Source organism: Vibrio sp. 1751 (genome assembly GCF_033339895.1).
GTDB classification, from domain to species: Bacteria; Pseudomonadota; Gammaproteobacteria; order Enterobacterales; family Vibrionaceae; genus Vibrio; species Vibrio alginolyticus.
In genome coordinates, this window is record NZ_JAWOVM010000003.1 from 122,427 (window position 1) to 143,478 (window position 21,052).

Annotated in this window: 22 protein-coding genes, 1 riboswitch and 1 other annotated feature; of the genes, 16 read left to right on the forward strand and 6 right to left on the reverse strand. The window is 44.4% G+C overall.

From position 1 onward, the window contains the following. From R7041_RS02480 to R7041_RS02500, 5 genes are read left to right on the forward strand one after another with little or no spacing between them, the layout of a single operon-like run. Positions 1 to 819, forward strand: coding sequence for a DUF1365 domain-containing protein (locus R7041_RS02480; RefSeq protein ID WP_064368029.1), 819 nt, complete (start codon positions 1 to 3; stop codon positions 817 to 819). Next, on the forward strand, positions 813 to 2,069 hold the full coding sequence (locus tag R7041_RS02485; protein ID WP_064368031.1) for an SAM-dependent methyltransferase: 1,257 nt from the start codon (positions 813 to 815) through the stop codon (positions 2,067 to 2,069). The genes R7041_RS02480 and R7041_RS02485 overlap by 7 nt, the downstream gene beginning before the upstream one ends. A gap of 6 nt (positions 2,070 to 2,075) precedes the next feature. Further along, a complete protein-coding gene (locus tag R7041_RS02490; protein WP_054576397.1) occupies positions 2,076 to 2,588 on the forward strand; it encodes a DUF2878 domain-containing protein in 513 nt (170 codons plus the stop codon). Then, positions 2,548 to 3,141, forward strand: coding sequence for a chalcone isomerase family protein (locus tag R7041_RS02495; RefSeq protein ID WP_017821712.1), 594 nt, complete (start codon positions 2,548 to 2,550; stop codon positions 3,139 to 3,141). The genes R7041_RS02490 and R7041_RS02495 overlap by 41 nt, the downstream gene beginning before the upstream one ends. Then, on the forward strand, positions 3,141 to 3,674 hold the full coding sequence (locus tag R7041_RS02500; protein ID WP_155489421.1) for a DUF3833 domain-containing protein: 534 nt from the start codon (positions 3,141 to 3,143) through the stop codon (positions 3,672 to 3,674). The genes R7041_RS02495 and R7041_RS02500 overlap by 1 nt, the downstream gene beginning before the upstream one ends. Positions 3,675 to 3,807: 133 nt before the next feature. On the opposite strand, the gene purB is transcribed toward R7041_RS02500, so the two are convergent. The 3 genes from purB to mnmA form a co-directional block, all read right to left on the reverse strand. Further along, positions 3,808 to 5,178: an adenylosuccinate lyase gene (purB, locus tag R7041_RS02505; RefSeq protein WP_258512673.1), complete on the reverse strand. Its 1,371-nt coding sequence runs from the start codon at positions 5,176 to 5,178 to the stop codon at positions 3,808 to 3,810. A 153-nt stretch (positions 5,179 to 5,331) separates the two neighbouring features. Next, entirely contained in the window at positions 5,332 to 5,949 is a 618-nt protein-coding gene (gene hflD, locus R7041_RS02510) for a high frequency lysogenization protein HflD (protein WP_005378194.1), read from the reverse strand. Between the two features lie 10 nt (positions 5,950 to 5,959). Further along, positions 5,960 to 7,084 (reverse strand): tRNA 2-thiouridine(34) synthase MnmA, encoded by a 1,125-nt coding sequence (mnmA, locus tag R7041_RS02515; protein ID WP_054576398.1) that lies wholly within the window; start codon positions 7,082 to 7,084, stop codon positions 5,960 to 5,962. Positions 7,085 to 7,272: 188 nt separating this feature from the next. Here mnmA and R7041_RS02520 point away from each other — a divergent pair, with 188 nt between their 5' ends. Continuing rightward, the gene (locus R7041_RS02520) at positions 7,273 to 7,542 is read left to right on the forward strand and encodes a hypothetical protein (protein WP_005378190.1); all 270 of its coding nucleotides are present in this window, start codon (positions 7,273 to 7,275) and stop codon (positions 7,540 to 7,542) included. A gap of 117 nt (positions 7,543 to 7,659) precedes the next feature. Then, positions 7,660 to 8,964 carry an inosine/guanosine kinase gene (locus R7041_RS02525; protein WP_005378187.1) on the forward strand — a complete coding sequence of 435 codons (1,305 nt, stop codon included), beginning with the start codon at positions 7,660 to 7,662 and terminating at the stop codon, positions 8,962 to 8,964. Between the two features lie 128 nt (positions 8,965 to 9,092). Here R7041_RS02525 and R7041_RS02530 read toward each other — a convergent pair whose 3' ends face one another. Further along, positions 9,093 to 9,500 (reverse strand): H-NS family nucleoid-associated regulatory protein, encoded by a 408-nt coding sequence (locus R7041_RS02530; RefSeq protein ID WP_005378185.1) that lies wholly within the window; start codon positions 9,498 to 9,500, stop codon positions 9,093 to 9,095. Positions 9,501 to 10,082: 582 nt separating this feature from the next. Then, positions 10,083 to 10,265: riboswitch (Lysine riboswitch) on the forward strand. 109 nt (positions 10,266 to 10,374) lie between these two features. Between R7041_RS02530 and tet(35) the strand changes: the two genes are divergently transcribed. From tet(35) to hisIE, 9 genes are all read left to right on the forward strand, one after another. Next, positions 10,375 to 11,976: a tetracycline efflux Na+/H+ antiporter family transporter Tet(35) gene (gene tet(35) / locus R7041_RS02535; RefSeq protein ID WP_017634691.1), complete on the forward strand. Its 1,602-nt coding sequence runs from the start codon at positions 10,375 to 10,377 to the stop codon at positions 11,974 to 11,976. 180 nt (positions 11,977 to 12,156) lie between these two features. Continuing rightward, positions 12,157 to 12,294: a sequence feature (His leader region), on the forward strand. Positions 12,295 to 12,347: 53 nt separating this feature from the next. Next, positions 12,348 to 13,244 carry an ATP phosphoribosyltransferase gene (gene hisG / locus R7041_RS02540; protein ID WP_005378180.1) on the forward strand — a complete coding sequence of 299 codons (897 nt, stop codon included), beginning with the start codon at positions 12,348 to 12,350 and terminating at the stop codon, positions 13,242 to 13,244. A 5-nt stretch (positions 13,245 to 13,249) separates the two neighbouring features. Next, on the forward strand, positions 13,250 to 14,542 hold the full coding sequence (gene hisD, locus R7041_RS02545; protein WP_033905089.1) for a histidinol dehydrogenase: 1,293 nt from the start codon (positions 13,250 to 13,252) through the stop codon (positions 14,540 to 14,542). 18 nt (positions 14,543 to 14,560) lie between these two features. Continuing rightward, on the forward strand, positions 14,561 to 15,601 hold the full coding sequence (gene hisC / locus R7041_RS02550; RefSeq protein WP_017634689.1) for a histidinol-phosphate transaminase: 1,041 nt from the start codon (positions 14,561 to 14,563) through the stop codon (positions 15,599 to 15,601). A 69-nt stretch (positions 15,602 to 15,670) separates the two neighbouring features. Beyond that, the gene (gene hisB, locus R7041_RS02555) at positions 15,671 to 16,744 is read left to right on the forward strand and encodes a bifunctional histidinol-phosphatase/imidazoleglycerol-phosphate dehydratase HisB (RefSeq protein ID WP_025766877.1); all 1,074 of its coding nucleotides are present in this window, start codon (positions 15,671 to 15,673) and stop codon (positions 16,742 to 16,744) included. 26 nt (positions 16,745 to 16,770) lie between these two features. Beyond that, positions 16,771 to 17,385: an imidazole glycerol phosphate synthase subunit HisH gene (gene hisH, locus R7041_RS02560; RefSeq protein ID WP_006743042.1), complete on the forward strand. Its 615-nt coding sequence runs from the start codon at positions 16,771 to 16,773 to the stop codon at positions 17,383 to 17,385. Positions 17,386 to 17,397: 12 nt separating this feature from the next. Next, positions 17,398 to 18,135: a 1-(5-phosphoribosyl)-5-[(5-phosphoribosylamino)methylideneamino]imidazole-4-carboxamide isomerase gene (hisA, locus tag R7041_RS02565; protein ID WP_054575134.1), complete on the forward strand. Its 738-nt coding sequence runs from the start codon at positions 17,398 to 17,400 to the stop codon at positions 18,133 to 18,135. After that, positions 18,117 to 18,890, forward strand: a complete 774-nt coding sequence (gene hisF, locus R7041_RS02570) for an imidazole glycerol phosphate synthase subunit HisF (protein WP_258512456.1) — start codon at positions 18,117 to 18,119, stop codon at positions 18,888 to 18,890. The genes hisA and hisF overlap by 19 nt, the downstream gene beginning before the upstream one ends. Beyond that, positions 18,887 to 19,522: a bifunctional phosphoribosyl-AMP cyclohydrolase/phosphoribosyl-ATP diphosphatase HisIE gene (gene hisIE, locus R7041_RS02575; RefSeq protein WP_005533681.1), complete on the forward strand. Its 636-nt coding sequence runs from the start codon at positions 18,887 to 18,889 to the stop codon at positions 19,520 to 19,522. The genes hisF and hisIE overlap by 4 nt, the downstream gene beginning before the upstream one ends. A 280-nt stretch (positions 19,523 to 19,802) precedes the next feature. Here hisIE and R7041_RS02580 read toward each other — a convergent pair whose 3' ends face one another. Both R7041_RS02580 and R7041_RS02585 read right to left on the reverse strand, forming a co-directional pair. After that, a complete protein-coding gene (locus R7041_RS02580; RefSeq protein WP_213966527.1) occupies positions 19,803 to 20,318 on the reverse strand; it encodes a YchJ family protein in 516 nt (171 codons plus the stop codon). 80 nt (positions 20,319 to 20,398) lie between these two features. Next, positions 20,399 to 21,052: EAL and HDOD domain-containing protein (locus R7041_RS02585; protein WP_318128590.1), on the reverse strand; the 654-nt coding region annotated here is incomplete at its 5' end.

Genomic DNA, 21,052 nt, shown 5'->3' on the forward strand with positions numbered 1-21,052 from the left:
ATGGATAGCCAAATGAACAGCCGATTGTTTATAGGCAACGTTCGTCACCGTCGATTCACGCCGGTGAATCATGAATTGAACTACTCTTTATTTATGCCCGCCATTGATGTAGACGAGATCGATGCTTTAGAGAAAAAAGTATGGGGTTTTGGTTCGCGTTGGTGGCATTGGGCTCGCTTCAAGCGCAGTGATTACATTGGTGAAGGTAGCGTCAAGTCGGCAGTGCACAGCAAAATTGAAGAACTGACAGGTGTTCGCTGTACCGGCAAGGTAATCGCAGTCTGTCACTTGCGTTATCTAGGACTTTATTTCAGTCCCGTTAATTTCTACTATGTTTATAACGCGGAAGGAGAATGGAAGTATCTCCTCGCAGAGGTGAGTAACACTCCTTGGAATGAACGACATTACTACGTGGTGTCAGCAGATAAAGAAGAAGAAAAGTTTGGTTGGGAACAAGTTAAAGCATTCCATGTTTCACCATTCAACCCGATTGACCAACTCTACCGCTGGAAAATTAAACCTTTGACAGACAAGTTGAATATTCATCTTGAATGTCACAAAGGAGAGAAACACTTTGATGCCACCATGGTTATGAAAGCCAAGCCACTTTCAAGCAAAACCTTATTGAGGTGTTTGATCGTTACACCAATACAAACGGTAAAAGTAATGGTTGGTATTTATTGGCACGCATTAAAACTTTGGGTGAAAGGCGCACCTTTTTATTCTCATCCTAAATATTCAACGCATGAAGAAATAGAAGCCGATACTGAAAAAACAGACAAAAAAAATAAAAAGCACAAGGAGAATTCTGCATGTTAAATACTAGTTCTATGACATTGCCGCGTAAATTGACGACAACGCAAAAAGCGGCTCGCGGAGTTATTTTTCAATGTCTGCAAAAAATGGAAATCGGCTGTTTAACAGTTATTGAAAGTTTTAAGACGGAAACGACAGAGCGAAGCGAGCGTTTTAGTGCGCCAAATGGGGAGTACAGTGGTCAACCTGTTGTCGCTACTATAGAGGTAAAACATCCAGGCTTTTATTCACGGATCTTGCAGGGCGGCAGTATTGCTGCTGGTGAGGCTTATATGGATGGGTGGTGGGATAGCCCCGATTTAACCTCATTAATGAAACTGATGGCCCTTAACATGCGTGCTCTAGATAAACTCGAAGAGCAAGGCAGTTGGTTGACTAAAATACTGTACAAGTTCAGCCATTGGTCAAACAGAAATTCTGAAGAGAACTCACGTAAAAATATCCATGCGCATTACGACTTGGGTAACAACCTATACGAAGCGTTCCTTGACACCAATATGCTGTACTCGTCGGCGCTTTACAATCATGCGGATGACTCTCTAGAGCAGGCTCAAATCAACAAAATGGATCGTCTATGTCAGCAACTTGAGCTGAAATCTACCGATCATGTTGTTGAAATTGGCACTGGGTGGGGCGCTATGGCGATTTACATGGCTGAACAATACGGTTGTCAGGTCACCACAACAACGATATCTGAAGAGCAACACGCGTACGCGGAGCAAAAAATCAAAGAGCGTGGCTTAGAAGACAAAATCACTCTACTCAAAGAAGATTACCGAAACCTAACCGGCACTTATGACAAGCTCGTTTCTATTGAAATGATTGAAGCTGTGGGCAAACAATTCCTGCCTTCGTACATTAAGGTCTGTGAGTCTTTATTGAAGTCTGGTGGCTTGATGGCGATTCAAGCGATTACGATTGCCGATCAGCGTTACGATTACTACAGTAACAACGTCGACTTTATCCAAAAGTACATTTTCCCGGGTGGTTTTTTACCGTCGGTAACCTCACTAATCCAAGCAACAACAAAGTACAGTGACTTAGTGACGCGAGACTTGTTCGATATTGGTTTGGACTACGCCAAGACGCTGAACGAATGGCACCTTCGTTTTAATCGAGCAGAGAGTGAAGTGCGCTCGTTTGGCTACGACGACCGCTTTGTGCGTATGTGGCGCTACTATTTGAGCTACTGTGAAGGTGGCTTTTTGGCTCGCACGATCAGTGCAGTTCACATGACGTTTCAACGCCCGTAGTTCGTTATGAAGGTATTTCTTGCTTCGACATGGTTCCAACTCTGCTGGTTTGCAGCGGTGCTTGGAACCTATCAATGGCAATGGGTCACGTTATTCCTTACTTTGGCAACCCTACTATATTGTTTGAAAACTGACGCATCTTCGCTCAAAAGTATTGGTGTGATCGCCACGATTGGTCTCGTGCTTGATACATTAAATCAGCAATTTTCAATTTTCATGTTTGCCACTCAATGGTTACCCCTTTGGCTTTTGTGCCTTTGGGTTCTGTTCGCCTGGTATGCCTATCAACTCAAGTCAATTTTGTACCGTTTCCCAAAAACCTACGTATCAATAGTAGGCGGACTCGGAGGAACGGCGAGCTACTTTGCTGGCCATAAACTCCAAGCCGTTGAATTTGGATTCAGCACTGGCGCTACACTGGCAATGTTGTTTGTCGAATGGTGCGTCATGATGCTCTTGATACTCAAGGTGTACGGAAATGAAAAGCTTGAAGAGAGACTTAACTCAGAGACTGACTAGGTTGCTTGCGTTGGTAATAGTAACTGGTTCTTTTGCTCTGCAAGCTCAACCTGTTGGAAATAGCGAAGCTGCCAGCAACATTGCGAATTGGAAGGGGTGGAAAACTGTTGGAGAAGCCCAACTTACTTGGTTCATCTTCGATATTTATCACTCAAGATTAAAAGCGCCTGATGGAAAGTTTATCGTAAGCGATGACGTATCGCCACATCCCCTTGCGTTGGAAATTAATTACAAGAGAGACATCAGTAAGCAACAGCTGCTTGATGTGACGGATGAGCAGTGGGCGAAATTGGGTTTTACGGACTCATATCGAAAAGCTTGGATCAGCGAGCTCGATCGTATGTTTCCTGATATTCAAAAAGGTGACGAGCTTACTTATCTAACAGATGGAAAATCTGGTCAGCTTTTTTATAAGCAGGTTGGGGACGTGCAAGTAAAGAACGTTGGCATCATTGAAGACGAACGAATGAACGATGCATTTTTGGCTATATGGTTATCACCCAACACAGAATTTCCGAAACTCCGAAAACAATTGATAGGGCAGGTTAGATAGTGTTTAAACGAATTTTTAAAGCAGCGACTTTAGTGGCAGCTGTTTTTCTTTCGGCATGTTCCGCAGACATTGATAATTACCGCTCTTCTACACCGACTTTTGACGTATTCGGTTATTTCGAAGGCGACATAAAGGCGTGGGGGATGGTGCAAGATTATACCGGACAGCAAACGCGTCGCTTTGAGGTCGATATAGTGGGTACTGTAGCGGGTGATACGCTGACGCTGGTGGAAGACTTCGTGTTTGATGACGGAGAGGTGGACCAGCGAATTTGGGTTATCACTAGATTAGAAGACGGTCGTTATGAAGGTAAGGCAGACGATATTATAGGTGTAGCAACAGGGGAAGAGCAGGGCAATGCGCTACAGTGGCAATATGACTTTGAGCTACAAATGGAGGATTCATCAGTGACGGTTGCTTTTGATGATTGGCTTTATCGTCAGGATGACAGACACGTTTTCAATCTAACGAAAATAAAAAAGTTTGGTGTGGAAGTAGGAACAATAACCTTGTTCTTTCAAAAGCAGGCATAACAAATGGGGCTGATCTTCAATTAATAATCCATTCCATATAACTAAAATTATTTTCTCCCGACCTAACTCTCCTAACTAAAAAAGGTTGACGCTTTCGCGTCAACCTTTTAAGTATCTGGTCGTTACAGGAGTATTACAGCTTATCTGTCAGCTCGATTGCTTGACCGATATAGTTCGCTGGCGTCATCTCTTTCAGACGTGCTTTCTCGTGCTCAGGAAGCTCAAGACCGTCGATGAAGTTACGCATTGCTTCGCCGTCTACACGCTTACCACGAGTTAGCTCTTTCAGCTTCTCGTATGGCTTCTCGATGCCGTAACGACGCATAACGGTTTGTACTGGCTCAGCTAGTACTTCCCAGTTCTTGTCTAGTTCAGCAAGAAGGGCTTCACGGTTTACTTCTAGCTTGCTGATGCCTTTAAGTGTCGAAGTGTAAGCGATGATAGCGTAGCCAACACCAACACCAAGGTTACGTAGAACCGTTGAGTCAGTTAGGTCACGTTGCCAACGAGAGATAGGCAGTTTCTGTGCTAGGTGGCCGAATACAGCGTTCGCAAGACCTAGGTTACCTTCTGAGTTTTCAAAGTCGATTGGGTTAACTTTGTGAGGCATTGTTGAAGAACCGATCTCACCAGCAATAGTTTTTTGCTTGAAGTGGCCTAGTGCAATGTAACCCCAAACGTCACGGTCGAAGTCAATCAGGATAGTGTTGAAACGAGCGATAGCGTCGAACAGCTCAGCGATGTAATCGTGCGGTTCGATTTGAGTTGTGTAAGGGTTCCAAGTTACGCCTAGAGACTCTGTGATGAACTCTTCAGAGAACTTGTGCCAATCTAGCTCTGGGTAAGCAGAAAGGTGTGCGTTGTAGTTACCTACTGCACCGTTGATTTTCGCTAGGATCTCAACGTTTTCGATTTGCTTGAATTGACGCTCCATACGGTACGCCACGTTTGCCATTTCTTTACCCATAGTAGATGGAGAAGCAGGCTGACCGTGTGTACGAGATAGAAGAGGAATGTCGCGGTATTCCACTGCTAGTGCTTTGATAGCGTCGATTAGGTTACGGATTTCTGGAAGAATCACGTTCTCACGCGCTTCTTTAAGCATTAGAGCGTGTGATGTGTTGTTGATGTCTTCAGAAGTACATGCGAAGTGGAAGAACTCGTTTATTGCGTGCAGTTCAGGAACGTCTGCTACTTTCTCTTTTAGGAAGTACTCAACCGCTTTTACGTCGTGGTTAGTTGTACGCTCGATCTCTTTGATACGGCGTGCATCTTCTTCAGAGAAGTTTGCAGCAAGGTCGTCTAGGAATTGGTTTGCTTCTGCGCTAAACGCTGGCACTTCTGCAATTTCAGCAGTAGCAGCAAGCTTTTGTAGCCAGCGGATTTCAACGATAGTACGGTATTTTAGTAGACCGTATTCACTGAAAATTTCGCGTAACGCAATTGTCTTGCTTCCGTAACGGCCGTCTACTGGTGAAACAGCAGTCAATGCTGACAGTTCCATGATGTTCTCCTGAATTGGGTTTCTAAATTTCGTGAGCTTTATACCAATAACTGTGGCAATTGTCACGAATATTGCGCAAACGTTTGCGCGGGATTTGTTTTAGTCGAAAAAAATGAGCTCGCGATAAACGCGAGCTGCTTATTTGATATTTTACTACAGACGAGCAAGAAGGATTTGTGCTTGCTCTACCATCTTCTTGCGCCCGAAGATTAGGTGGCGACGCTTACCACCAACTTGACGCCAAAGAACTGCACTACGAATGCCAGATAACAACAGCGCACGAACTTTGTGTTGGCTTGCCGTCTGCTGCAGTACAGATGGCGTGCCCGTTACTTGAATGCGTGGGCCAATAGGGCTAACGACATCCAGATAGATGCTCGCTAAATTGCTGATCATTTGATCGTCTAGTAGCTCAAAGTGCTCTGACTGACGCTTGGCCATCTGAATACGATCACCAAGCTGAGACATAGCATCGTTACGAGAGCTTAACTTACGCTCTAACGCCATTAAACTAATAATGTAACGAGTAATTTCACTGCCTGATGGTGTGCTATCAATCCCCTTAACCAAGCACTCTAGGCCGAGCTTTAGATCGGCTTCGCGACCGAATACGCCAACTGTGTTAGCAGGGTTCGTGCTCAAAATAGCGTTGATTGATGTTTCAAAAGCATCTTGATCACAATGTCCGTTTCTCGCTACCTGTTGAACTAAAGCAACAGCTTGGCAAATCCCAGCGAAAGCGATAGTACGGTCATAAAGTGTATTCGCCACGTAACGACTCCTAAGCTTGAGAATATTTAATGCGTTGCTCGATGATGCCGCCACCTAGGCACACGTCACCTTTGTAGAACACTGCTGATTGACCTGGAGTTACAGCAATTTGTGGCTCGTCAAAGATAACTTTAATGTTTTCATCATCGATAGGGATGATTGTACAAGGAATATCTTCCTGACGGTAACGAGTTTTCACTGTGCACTTCATAACATCGCGAATTGGCTCACGATCTACCCAGTGAAGTTGTGATGCAAGTAGACCTTCTGATTTTAACATTGGATGGTCTTTACCTTGAACGGCAATCAAAACGTTACGTTCTAGATCTTTCTCACCAACGAACCATGGGTCCTCGTTACCACCGCCGCCTTTACGGCCACCGATGTGTAGACCTTTACGCTGACCAAGCGTGTGGTACATCAGGCCTTGATGTTGACCAATCACTTCGCCTTCAGGTGTTTCGATGTTACCTGGTTGAGCTGGAAGGTAGCGACCTAGGAATTCAGTAAACTTGCGTTCGCCGATGAAACAAATACCCGTAGAGTCTTTCTTCTTCGCCGTGATTAGATCTTGCTCTTCCGCGATGCGGCGTACTTCTGGCTTCTCTAGGTCACCAACAGGGAATAGGCTACGTGCGATTTGCTCGTTGCTTAATGTGTACAGGAAGTAGCTTTGATCTTTGTTGCCATCTAGACCACGTAACATTTGTGTTTTTTCACCGTTTTCTGGGAAAGAGCGACGCACATAGTGGCCCATTGCAATGTAATCAGCATCAAGTACTTCATCAGCGAATTCTAGGAATGCTTTGAACTTGATTTCTTTGTTACAAAGAATGTCAGGGTTCGGAGTACGGCCCGCTTTGTATTCAGCAAGGAAGTACTCAAATACGTTATCCCAGTATTCGGCAGCAAAGTTGATAGTGTGTAGGTGGATGCCTAGCTTGTCACATACTGCCTGAGCGTCAGCAAGATCTTCTGCCGCTGTACAATATTCTTCGTTGTCATCTTCTTCCCAGTTCTTCATGAAAAGGCCTTCTACTTGGTAGCCTTGCTGCTTTAGAAGATACGCGGAAACAGATGAATCAACGCCGCCGGACATACCGACGATGACTTTCTTTTGGCTGTTATCAGACATTACTAAACACCACTTAAATAAACGGGATGCAGATTCTATCAGAATCCACAGACCGGTGACAGATCCGAGATCGAAATCACAATTCGTTTCGCTGGATTTTTCTTCAACAAAGATTCGAACGAGTAATTTCGCAAGTATAGAAGAGGTATATATGGCATAGTTGGCCAAAATCCAAGAGGAAACATCAAATGACAGAAGAAAACCAATTTATGCAAGAAAGTGAGTTGATTGAAATTGTTGAAAATCAGCTCGAAGATGGTAACCCGCTTAAAGTAAAAGAAACCCTTATGCGTTTAATGATGACTGGCACACCACGTGAAGATGCGGTTGCGATGATGGCATGTGCGATGTCAATTGAGATTTTTGATGTAATGAAGAATGAGGGTGAGTTCAACCTAAAGCGTTATAGCGAGCACCTTGAGCAACTACCAGATCTCAGCTTTATGGAAGGTGAATAAGCCACCTAAAAGAAAAAAGTAGTCAGCAAACGTTTGCTATAATCGCTTTTATTGCTGCTTTATTATTAGCGGTATAGAATCCGCTCTCCTTTTCATCCCCTTACTCAGACTGACAATATGAAATTTCCTGGACAACGCAAATCGAAGCACTATTTTCCTGTTCATGCTCGTGACCCGCTGGTGAGCCAAGCACAAGAAAGCAAGAAGATGACGCGCACTCACATCATTGGTATTGACCAAACCTTGGTTGATATTGAAGCAAAAGTTACAACGGATGTGATTGAAAAGTACGGTCTGAGTAAAGGTCACTCTCTGGTTATCGATGACGAAAGAGCAGAAGAGTTATACCAGCAACTGAAAGAAGAGAACTTGATTACCAATGAGTATGCGGGCGGTACAATTGGTAACACGCTACATAACTACTCCGTGCTAGCGGATGACCGCTCCACACTACTTGGAGTGATGAGCCAGGATATTAAGATTGGCAGCTACGGTTACCGCTATCTTTGTAATACATCAAGCCGCATGGACTTGAACTACCTACAAGGTGTAGATGGTGCAATTGGCCGTTGTTTTGCTCTTATCACAGAAGACGGTGAACGTACTTTTGCTATCAGCGAAGGGCAAATGAACCAACTCCATCCTGATAGCATTCCAGAGAAAATCTTTAAAAATGCATCAGCACTTGTACTGACGTCATATCTAGTACGTTGCAAAGACGGCGACCCAATGCCGGAAGCAACAATGAAAGCAATTGAGTACGCGAAAAAGAATGATGTGCCTGTTGTTCTGACTTTAGGCACAAAGTTTGTTATTCAAGATGACCCTAAATATTGGCAAGAATTCATTCGAGATAACGTTTCAGTCGTTGCGATGAATGAAGATGAAGCAGAAGCACTGACGGGGGAATCTGATCCACTTGCTGCGTCTGATAAAACATTGGAGTGGGCTGATCTAGTATTGTGCACGGCGGGTCCTGTAGGTCTATTTATGGCTGGGTATACGGAGGATAGCGCGAAGCGCGAAACTTCTTTGCCATTACTTCCAGGGTCAATTGCTGAATTTAATCGTTATGAATTCAGTCGTCCGGCGAAAAAAGACTCATGCGAGACGCCAATAAAAGTGTACTCGCATATCTCGCCATATATGGGTGGCCCAGAAAAAATTAAGAATACAAATGGCGCAGGTGATGCTGCGTTATCTGCTGTTCTTCATGATATGGCAGCAAATAAATACCATAAAGAAAATGTGCCTAATTCAAGCAAGCACAGTAACGAGTATTTAACTTACTCTTCTTTTTCTCAAGTCTGCAAATACGCAAACCGTGCTAGCTACGAAGTTCTCGTGCAACATTCACCACGATTGTCGCGCGGACTTCCTGAGCGAGAAGATAGCCTAGAAGAAGCATACTGGGAACGTTAATACGAAGCGATTTAATTAACTATTCTGTAACTAAAGTAAAAGGCACATTAAGAAATGTGCCTTTTTTATTTGTAATGGTTTAAATAAAAAAGGCTCCCTATGGGAGCCTTTTAAAAAATAGCACGGATCTAGATTAGGAACTCATCCAGAGATTTACCTGCATCAAGTTGCTCTTGAATCGCCGAAGGTGTACGACCTTGGCCAGTCCAAGTTTTCTCATTACCGTTTGAATCTGTGTATTTGTATTTAGCAGGGCGAGGTGCGCGCTTCGCTTTGCCTTTCGTCTTAGTTTCGCCAGATAGCGCAGTAATAAGTGCTTCTACGTCAATACCGTCTTGAGCGATTTTCTCAGCAATCTCTGCAAGCTTAGCTTCTTGCTCTGCTTGTGCTGCGCGTTCTGCTTCTTCTGCTTCACGACGCTCATCTACGACAGTAGTGAGTTTATCTAGAGCTTCTTCCAATTGTTCTAGAGTCAGCTCACGAGAAAATGCACGAAGGCTACGGATATTTAGAAGGGTTTTAGTCAGCTCTGACATAACGATTCCTATTAAAAGGTTAATGTGTTGGGCACTTTTTATCGTTACGATTAAATAATGCCAATCTATAAATAAACAAAGAGTCCTTATATTTAACTTTATCTTTTCCTTATGTGCAAATGCTAAATCAAGATTTTGTTTAAATTTGACTATTTTTTAAAGCAATTAATATTATTACACTCGAAATAAATCATTCTTAGATGAGAACTAAAATCAACAATCATTATTGTATAGAGAGAGTGACAGCTTGGTTTTTTATAAAAAAATTTGAGTTATTACTTAAAAATATGAAGCATCCATCTTTAATGCTGTGTCATATATCCTTAATTTATTGATATAAGATAAACCATGATATTTCTAAGGTAGTAATAATGTTTCATAAATAACATGATTGATGTGATTTCAGTTGCACAAAACTTATGGAAGTAGGCAAGGTTTATAAATTATCTCAGTCATTATTTATTTGTTTAATTTAGTTTGATGTGTTGCATTGACTCTCATCATAAGTACAATGGCTGCCACCTGATGCAATATTGCAGACAATTTGTTGTTAATTTGTACAGTTAGTGGTTAATTGTTTGTTGTTGCCGTAGAGGCGCGGTCTCGAAGAGTAGCTATTATTGGGGTGATGCCAATGAATAATAGTGGAAGGCGAAGATTGCCGAAGTAAGTAACTCATCAAAGTTACTTGCTGGGGTTGTATCTGAAAGGAACAACACTGCCATAGTATATATTCACATTAAACTATGGAGCGCTACTGTAGGGTTGGGTGGAGTGTTCGCTTCCCTGTCGCTAAGTTCAACATGAGCACGTATCGTATGCTACGTGACTTGTCTGCAGTAGATCTCTAGCCAAACTTTGGTTTTTGAAGATCATGAATTTAATAGATTTTTCTAGTTCTCCTGTTTCATTATTGCCACCTATTGTCGCTTTGACTTTGGCGATTTTGACTCGACGTGTATTAGTTTCCTTGGGTGTAGGTATCGTGCTAGGTGCGGTGCTACTTAATAGCTGGTCTATCAGCGACACCGCAGGTTACGTCAGTTCTCAAGTTTCTTCTGTCTTTATTGAAGATGGCGGAATTAACACTTGGAACATGAGCATTGTTGGTTTCCTAATCTTATTAGGTATGACAACAGCTTTATTAACGCTATCTGGCGGTACTCGTGCTTTTGCTGAATGGGCACAATCTCGAGTGAAGAGTAAACGCGGCTCCAAACTTCTTGCCGCCTTTTTAGGCGTATTCATTTTTGTCGATGATTACTTTAATAGCCTTGCTGTTGGTGCGATCTCTCGCCCAGTAACCGATCGCTTTTATGTGTCTCGCGCTAAGCTTGCGTACATTCTAGACTCAACCGCTGCTCCAATGTGTGTAATTATGCCTGCTTCTAGCTGGGGTGCTTACATTATTACTATTATTGGCGGGATCTTAGTCTCACATGGGATCACAGAGTATTCGGCTCTTGGCGCATATGTTCGTCTTATTCCAATGAACTTCTACGCCGTTTTTGCGCTGCTAATGGTGTTCGCTGTTGCGTGGTTTGGTCTTGATATTGGTAAAATGCGTGAGCATGAGATCTCTGCATCGCAAGGTCGTGGCTTTGATAAAGACAAAGAAAATGACTCGCAAGAAGCGCATGACCTAAACGAAGAGCTAGATATCCGTGAAAGTGAAAAGGGTAAAGTGTCAGATTTGATACTTCCTATCGTGACGCTGATTATCGCGACTATCGCTTCAATGCTTTACACGGGTGGCCAAGCATTGGCTGCTGATGGTAAGGAGTTTGCGCTTCTTGGTGCTTTTGAAAATACAGATGTAGGTACATCACTAATCTACGGTAGCTTGCTTGGCTTAGCAGTTGCACTGTTTACTGTTGTGAAGCAAGGTCTACCAATGGCTGAGATCGCACGTACACTTTGGATTGGTGCTAAGTCTATGTTTGGTGCGATTCTAATCTTAGTATTTGCCTGGACCATTGGTTCTGTTATCGGTGATATGAAGACTGGTACTTACCTTTCGACAATGGCGCAGGGCAATATCAACCCTCATTGGCTCCCAGTTATCCTATTCTTGTTGTCTGGCCTGATGGCGTTCTCAACAGGTACTTCATGGGGTACGTTCGGCATCATGCTTCCAATCGCTGGAGACATGGCTGGCGCAACAGACGTAGCGCTAATGCTACCGATGCTGAGTGCGGTTTTAGCTGGTGCGGTATTCGGTGACCATTGTTCACCAATCTCAGATACGACTATCTTGTCATCGACGGGTGCACGTTGTAACCACATTGATCACGTATCAACACAGCTACCTTATGCATTATCAGTCGCGCTTGTTTCATGCGTCGGCTTTATTGCCCTTGGTATGACTGCTTCAATAGCGTTCTCGTTCATTGCAGCGTCGATAACATTCATTATCGTTTGCGCTATTTTGTCATGGCTTTCAAAGTCTAAAATAGCGTCTTGCCAGAGTGCGTAATTCACTGATTTAAAAAGTAAATTTATAGGAGGCTTCGGCCTCCTTTTTTATTTGTATTATACAATTCGAATTTTTTTAAAATTAAGGGTTGAAAAAAGTAATCAGCTTGGTTAGTGTTGTTGGTAACAAAGCAAATGAGAAGAGCCTTGAAATAAGTATGCGTAATTTTGTAATGAACATTCATCACCATCATCACCCAATCTAGTCTTTCGGGCGATGTACGCATACCCGGGAGGCAGGAAACTCCCGGAGGTAAAATCAAAGTAAAAGCAGATTTTAAACCCTCGGGAGACTTCAATCTCCCGAGGGTTTTTTAGTTTTATTAGTTTGAAAAATACTTAGATATCAAAATCTTGCATAGGGACAAAGCAATGCAAACACAACGTTTAAGAATCGCAATTCAGAAAAAAGGTCGTCTTAGCAAAGAGAGTCAAGCTCTACTAAAACAGTGCGGCGTAAAGTTCAACGTAATGGGCGAGCGTTTAGTTGTCCATTCTGAAAATATGCCAATTGATTTACTCTTGGTTCGTGATGACGACATCCCAGGTTTAATTATGGATGGCGTGGTTGACCTTGGCTTTATTGGCGAAAATGAACTAGAAGAAGTTCGCCTTGACCGCAAAGCATTAGGTGAACCCTGCGAGTTTGTTCAGCTTCGTCGACTTGATTTTGGTGGCTGTCGTTTATCTATCGCAATCGACAAGGACGAAGAGTACAACGGTCCACAAGACTTAGCTGGCAAGCGTATTGCTACAACGTATCCTCAACTTCTAAAAGCGTACATGGATGAAGCCGGCGTTCCATTCTCTACATGTATGCTGACAGGCTCTGTAGAAGTTGCGCCTCGCGCGGGTCTCGCTGATGCTATCGCTGATTTGGTTTCTACAGGTGCAACACTGGAAGCGAACGGCCTTAAAGAAGCTGAAATTATCTTCAAATCAAAAGCGACATTGATTCAACGCACAGGTGAGTTCGACGCAGACAAAGTGGCGCTAATCGAAAAGCTGTTAACTCGCATGCAAGGCGTACAACAAGCAAAAGAATCTAAGTACATTATGCTTCACGCCCCAGCAGAGAAGTTAGATCAAATTAAAGCACTACTGCCAGGTGCTGAAGATCCAACTGTTCTTCCTCTTTCTGCAGATAAGCAGAAAATGGCTGTTCACTTGGTGAGTTCTGAAAACCTGTTCTGGGAAACAATGGAACAGCTGAAAGAGTTGGGCGCAAGTTCAATTCTTGTTCTACCAATTGAAAAAATGATGGAGTAAGCATCATGAGAACAGTCGTTTGGCAATCATTAAGTGAGAATCAGCAAGACTCTATTTTGGAGCGCCCTGCTATTGCAGAAGGTGCCAATATCACCACTGCTGTGGCCGAAGTTATTGCTAAAGTTCGAGAAGAAGGTGACTCTGCTCTTATTGAGCTGACCGAAAAGTTTGACCGTGTTAAGCCTGAATCCATTCGTGTTTCTTCTCAGGAAATTAAGGCAGCGTCAGAGCGTTTGTCAGAGTCAATGAAGAGCGCACTAGAGCAAGCTTACGCCAATATTTCTAAGTTCCACAAAGCGCAAAAGCCGCAACCGATCAAGGTGGAAACGCAGCCAGGTGTCCTTTGTGAACAAGTAACACGCCCAATTCAAAAAGTGGGTTTGTACATTCCTGGTGGCAGTGCGCCTTTGCCATCGACTGTTTTGATGCTCGGCGTTCCTGCAAAAATTGCAGGTTGTCGTAAAGTCGTTCTTTGTTCTCCACCGCCAATCGCTGATGAGATCCTTTATGTCGCGAAACTGTGTGGCATTGATGAAGTGTACAACGTCGGTGGTGGCCAAGCAGTTGCTGCAATGGCTTATGGCACCGAGACTGTATCGAAAGTAGATAAGATCTTTGGTCCGGGCAACGCTTACGTGACCGAAGCAAAACGACAGGTTAGCAATGATTTCCGCGGTGCTGCGATTGATATGCCAGCAGGGCCATCAGAAGTGCTAGTGATTGCAGATGAAACCGCAGATGCAGACTTTATCGCTGCGGATCTTTTGAGCCAAGCGGAACACGGTCCTGATTCTCAAGTGGTATTGGTGACTCCTTCTCCTGTGATTGCTGATCAAGTGACGGATGCGGTTCAACGTCAGCTTAAGGAGCTATCTCGTGCAGACATCGCAGAAAAGGCTCTGGCATCAAGCTTGATCATTATTTCCGAGTCGATGACGCAGTCAGTTTCTATTTCCAATTACTACGGTCCTGAGCACTTGATTGTTCAGACTAAGAACCCTCGTGAGCTTCTACCTCTATTAGATAACGCAGGTTCTATCTTCCTTGGGGATTGGTCGCCTGAATCTGCGGGAGATTACGCATCGGGGACTAACCACGTCCTTCCTACTTACGGTTACACACGTACTTATTCAAGCTTAGGTTTGGCGGATTTCTCTAAACGAATGACGGTTCAGGAGCTTTCTGCTGATGGTTTAAAGAACCTTGCACCAACGGTAGTCACGATGGCTGAAGCAGAAGGTCTGGACGCTCACAAACGTGCTGTTACTATCCGCGTAGAAAAATTAGCAAGTAAGTAAGAATAAGAGAGTAATGAGATGGAAAAGCTAGCGCGTAAACAAGTCCAACAGCTTACCCCTTATATGTCGGCTCGCCGAATCGGTGGTACGGGTGACGTATGGCTAAATGCCAACGAATCACCATTTAACAATGAATACAAAACAGACTTTGCTCGTCTTAATCGTTACAGCGAATGCCAACCGAAAGAACTGATTTCCGCTTACGCAGCGTATGCGGGTGTGAAGCCAGAACAAACACTGACTTCTCGCGGCGCAGACGAAGGTATTGAGTTATTAATTCGTGCATTCTGTGAGCCGGGTGAAGATGCGATTCTTTACTGCCCACCAACTTACGGCATGTACGCCATCAGTGCAGAAACCATCGGTGTAGAGCGCAAAACCGTGCCGCTAACGTCAGATTGGCAACTAGACCTTGCAGGCATCGAAGCTAATCTGGATAACGTGAAACTGGTTTTTGTATGTTCGCCAAACAACCCAACAGGTAACTTGGTTAAGCGTGAGGACATTGTGTCTCTGCTTGAGATGACAAAAGACCGAGCAATCGTGGTGATGGATGAAGCATACATCGATTTTTGTCCAGAAGCGTCAACGGTAGATTTACTGGCGCAATACCCGAATCTTGCGATTCTGCGTACTCTGTCGAAAGCTTTTGCGCTTGCAGGTCTGCGTTGTGGATTTACGCTTGCGAACGAAGAGCTGATTAATGTACTTCTTAAAGTTATCGCACCTTACCCAGTCCCAGTTCCAGTGGCAGAAATTGCGACTCAGGCACTTTCGGAAGCTGGTTTAGCGCGAGCGAAGTTTCAAGTTCTCGATTTGAATGCAAACCGTGCTTACTTGCAAGTTGGCCTTTCAATGATTCCGGGCTTGGAAGTGTTTGAAGGGTGGGGAAACTACCTATTGGTGAAATTCCCAGATGGCGATGACCTTTTCAAAGCGGCTTGGGATACGGGCATTATTTTGCGTAACTCGCCAATTGAAAACTGTGTGCGTATCAGTGTGGGTAACCGTGACGAGTGCGAAAAAACGCTTGGATTTATCAGAAACTACTACGCATAAATAGAGACAGAATTTATCGCTCTCGCTCAATAGCGGGAGCGCCAAAAGAATAGCAATAAGGAAGTTCGAGTGAGCAAACAAAAAAAAATCCTCTTTATCGACCGTGATGGCACCTTAATTGTTGAGCCGCCGATTGATTTTCAAGTAGACCGTTTAGATAAACTAAAACTGGAGCCATTTGTTATCCCAAGCCTGTTGTCGTTGCAGGATGCAGGATACCGTCTAGTGATGGTCACGAACCAAGATGGTTTGGGTACCGACAGCTACCCACAAGAAGATTTTGATGCACCACACAACATGATGATGGAGATCTTTGAATCTCAAGGTGTGAAATTTGATGACGTGCTGATTTGTCCTCACTTTGATGAAGATAACTGTTCATGCCGTAAGCCTAAATTAGGCTTGGTAAAAGAATATCTTCAAGGTGGCAAAGTAGATTTCCAAAACTCTGTTGTGATTGGCGATCGTCAAACCGATCTTCAACTTGCAGAAAACATGGCAATTCGTGGCATTCAATACAACCCAGAAACCATGGGTTGGAAACAGATCCTAAAAGATCTGACGGTGAAGGCGCGCGTAGCTGAAGTGGTTCGCACCACAAAAGAAACAGACATCAAAGTAATCGTTAATCTTGATGAGCAAGGCGGCAATGACATCTCTACAGGTCTTGGCTTCTTTGATCACATGCTGGATCAAATCGCGACGCACGGTGGATTCCAGATGGTGTGCAAAGTGGAAGGTGACCTGCACATTGATGATCACCACACAGTGGAAGATACCGCTCTTGCGTTAGGTCAAGCGTTGAAAGAAGCACTGGGTGACAAACGTGGTATTGGTCGCTTTGGCTTTAGCCTTCCAATGGATGAGTGTTTGGCGCAATGCGCACTAGACCTATCAGGTCGTCCTTACCTTAAGTTCGACGCTCAATTCAGCCGTGAGCAAGTGGGTGATCTTTCAACAGAGATGGTGGTTCACTTCTTCCGCTCTTTGACTGACACATTAGCATGTACGTTGCACCTTTCTTCTGCGGGCAACAATGATCACCACATCATTGAAAGTCTATTTAAAGCGTTTGGCCGTACGTTACGCCAAGCAATCAAAGTAGAAGGCACTGAGCTACCAAGTAGTAAAGGCGTGCTTTAAGGCGAATCTTAGCAAGGAGAAAAACAGTGACAGAACAGAAAGTTGTCATTATCGATACTGGCTGTGCCAACGTCTCTTCGGTGAAGTTTGCTATTGAACGCCTAGGCTATGACGTAACTATTTCAAAAGATCCGCAGGTCGTATTGTCGGCAGATAAGCTATTCCTACCGGGTGTGGGCACTGCCAGCGAAGCGATGAAGAACCTAGAAGAGCGCGATCTTATCAGCTTGGTAAAACAGGTAGAAAAGCCTTTGCTAGGTATCTGTCTAGGCATGCAACTGTTGGGCAAAGTGTCTCAAGAGAAAGGTCAGAAAGCCGACGAGTTAGTTGAGTGTCTTGGACTTTGTGATGGCGAAGTGAAGCTACTACAAACTGGCGATTTGCCGCTGCCGCATATGGGTTGGAACACAGTCTCTGCAAAAGCAGGTAATCCACTTTTCAAAGGTATTGAAGAAGGAGAGTATTTCTACTTCGTGCACAGCTTTGCGATGCCTGTTGGGGATTACACCATTGCCGAATGTGATTACGGAAATCCATTCACTGCTGCGGTTCAAAGCGGTAACTATTATGGTGTGCAATTCCACCCTGAGCGTTCTTCAAAAGCGGGCGCGAAGCTTATTCAAAACTTCTTAGAATTATAAAAGGGATTTAGTGTGATTATTCCAGCTCTTGATTTAATTGAAGGACAGGTGGTTCGCCTTTATCAAGGTGATTACGGCCAAGTAACTGAGTACAAAGTCGACCCAGCAGAGCAGTTCAACTTGTACCACCAAGCGGGTGCTAACTGGCTGCACTTAGTGGATTTAACTGGCGCGAAAGACACGACAGCACGTCAACTTGATTTAATTGCAAAGCTACTAGCAAGCACGCCAGCGAACATCCAAATCGGTGGCGGAGTGCGCACAGAGCAAGACGTGATTGATCTGCTAGAAGCGGGGGCTCAGCGTGTTGTCGTTGGCTCAACAGCAGTAAAACAGCCAGAGCTTGTGAAAGGTTGGATGGAAAAATACGGTGCAGAGAAAATCGTTCTCGCGCTAGACATCAACATCGATCAAGACGGCACACGTAAAGTAGCGATTTCTGGTTGGCAAGAAGACTCAGGCGTGACCATCGAAGCTCTGATCAACGATTACCTAACGGTAGGTTTGCAGCATGTGCTTTGTACGGACATTTCTCGTGACGGTACGCTAGAGGGCTCAAACGTAGAGCTTTATGTCGACCTATGTAAACAGTATCCACAAGTGCAGTTTCAATCTTCAGGCGGCATTGGCTCATTAGCAGATATCGAAGCGCTAAAAGGCAGTGGTGTGACTGGTGTGATTGTTGGTCGTGCGCTGTTAGATGGTAAGTTCACAGCAGAGGAGGCATTTGCATGCTGGCAAAGCGAATAATTCCATGTCTTGATGTCCGTGATGGACAAGTGGTAAAGGGCGTTCAGTTCCGTAATCACGAGATCATTGGCGACATCGTTCCTCTGGCACAGCGTTATGCGGAAGAGGGCGCAGACGAGCTTGTGTTCTACGATATTACTGCTTCAAGTGATGGTCGTGTCGTCGATAAAAGTTGGGTCGCTCGCGTTGCTGAAGTGATTGATATTCCTTTCTGTGTGGCTGGTGGTATTAAATCAGCGGAAGACGCGGCGCGCATTCTTGAGTTTGGTGCAGACAAAGTGTCTATCAACTCACCTGCCTTGGCGAACCCGCAATTGATTACTGACCTTGCTGATAAGTTTGGTGTGCAATGTATCGTCGTTGGTATCGATTCATACTACGACAAAGAGACCGGCAAGTATCAGGTTTACCAGTTTACTGGCGATGAAGAACGCACCAAAGCAACTCAATGGGAAACGCGTGATTGGGTGCAAGAAGTACAAAAACGCGGCGCTGGTGAAATCGTACTGAACATGATGAACCAAGACGGCGTACGTAACGGCTACGATATTGAACAACTTAATATGGTGCGTGAAGTGTGTAACGTGCCATTGGTTGCATCGGGTGGTGCAGGTGCCATGGAGCACTTCGCAGAAGCCTACCAAAAAGCAAATGTGGATGGCGCGCTTGCCGCATCGGTATTCCACAAGCAAGTCATCAATATTGGTGAACTAAAGCAGTATTTGAAACAACAAGGCATTGAGGTACGACTATGAGTGTGAAAGCCGCCGAAGTAAGTTCGCTAGCTGAGCGAATCAACTGGGAAAAGGTGGATGGTCTGGTACCTGCCATCGTACAAGATTTCCAATCAAGCCAAGTGCTGATGATGGGTTACATGAACCAAGATGCGTTGGCAAAAACGGGCGAAACGGGTCAAGTGACGTTTTTCTCTCGAACTAAACAGCGTCTTTGGACGAAAGGTGAGACTTCCGGTAATGTATTGCAATTGGTGAACATGCAGCTAGATTGCGACAACGATACGCTACTGGTTAAGGTGAATCCCATTGGTCCTACGTGCCACTTGGGTAATACAACTTGCTGGGATGTGGACCCTCAAGAGGAGTCACAAATGGTGTGGCTTCATCAACTTGAGCAGCTATTGGCTGCCCGCAAGAGTGCCGACCCAGATTCCTCTTATACTGCCAGTCTTTATGCCCGTGGCACCAAGCGTATTTCGCAAAAAGTGGGCGAAGAAGGCGTTGAAGTCGCGCTTGCGGCGACGTCGGGCGATAAGGCGGAGTTAGTGTGTGAATCAGCAGATTTGATTTATCACTTAATGGTATTGCTTCAAGACCAAGGCTTATCGATGAATGACGTAGTGAACAAACTGAAAGAGCGTCATAAGTAAGCTTGCTATAGATAAGTGAAAGCCCCTATGCTCTCGAGCCTAGGGGCTTTTTTAATTTAGTGTTCTTGATTCGGGGTAAAAACCGGCAACAGTGCTAGTAGCGATTAGATTCTGAATCACACTCGTTCCTCGCCGTTCAGAATGACGGTATATTTTCTAATGGTGCTTGCAGTAGAGTTATTTACTTCAAACAGGTACATATATTCACGTTATTCCGACGAGCTTAGGTGAGGTCAGGAATCTCATTAAAGCGAACTCAATAAGCTAGGCGTGGATGCCTTTACCCACAACACTTCTTAAACTTCTTACCGCTTCCGCAGATACACGGATCGTTACGACCTAGCTTTAGGCTACTCACTGGCTGGCTCAATCGTGGATCCTGTTCTGGTTCTTCTTCTGGCTCTTCTTCAGGAAATGTGCCGTCAATGTAGTACCAAAGCCCATTTTCTTTTACGAAGCGAGAACGTTCTGTCATACAGTAGCGTTTGCCGTCTTCATCAAAATAAGCGCTAAACTCGACAAAGCCTTCATTGTCATTACTGCCAGCTTCTGTTTTTAATACTTCAAGTTTGCACCAATCGCTGTCGATAGATTGGGCAATGCCTTCTCGTTGTTCTTCTGCATTACAGCTTGGGTGGTACGTGTTCACCACGTAATCGACTAGACCTAACACATGCGCACTGTAACGAGAGCGCATTAACTGCTCCGGAGTGGTAACGTAAGCATGGTTATTGTGGGCAATTTCACAACACTGTTGGTAGGTGCGGTTAGATCCGCAAGGGCAAGAAGAAGCCATAAAATGAAATCTCGATTAATTAAGCGGTAAAAACAAACAACCCCACAATTGCGAGGCTGGAGGTGAGGCATTATAGCGATTTAGGGCGTTTGAGACAGCAGTTTTTGAGCCCATTCCGTCGATTGATTAAAAGCGTCCGCTAATTGAGGTTCGGTTAATTTAAGAACGGTGCAATATCGCTCGGCTAACTCCCAGTCCGCTTGTTCATAGGCGATTGTCATCGAAAGTAAGTGACCAAGTACGCCTTTTCGACTGGTTAATGCGAGTTTTATATCTTCGTCAACGGGGATATCTTCAATGACATCCGAGAGCGGTTGATCGAGCAAAGATCCGAGTAAAGAAAACATGCCTGTCAAAAAAGCCTGCCCAGGGTCATACCTAGTGTTCATTTGACTAAGTAACAGTTCACACATTCGTGCACGCTGAATCGCTAAAGAGTAAAGAGAGTCAGGTTTATCTTCTTGAACGGACGCAATTGCAACTAAGGAAATAAAGCGTCGTAGTCGCTCTTCACCCAGATAAATAAGCGCCTGTCTGAACGATTTGATCTTAGTCGTTAATGTATAGCCTGAATTTACGTAAGTAAGCAGCTTGTATGACAGCGTCACATCAATCGAAAACAGACGTTCAACCTCATTGAAGTCGATGGGCTTATCTGCAATCTCTTTACAAAGTTGGATGACGGTAAGAAACGCGGGGTTCAACCGTTTTTTCTGGATCATCTCAGGTTTGCT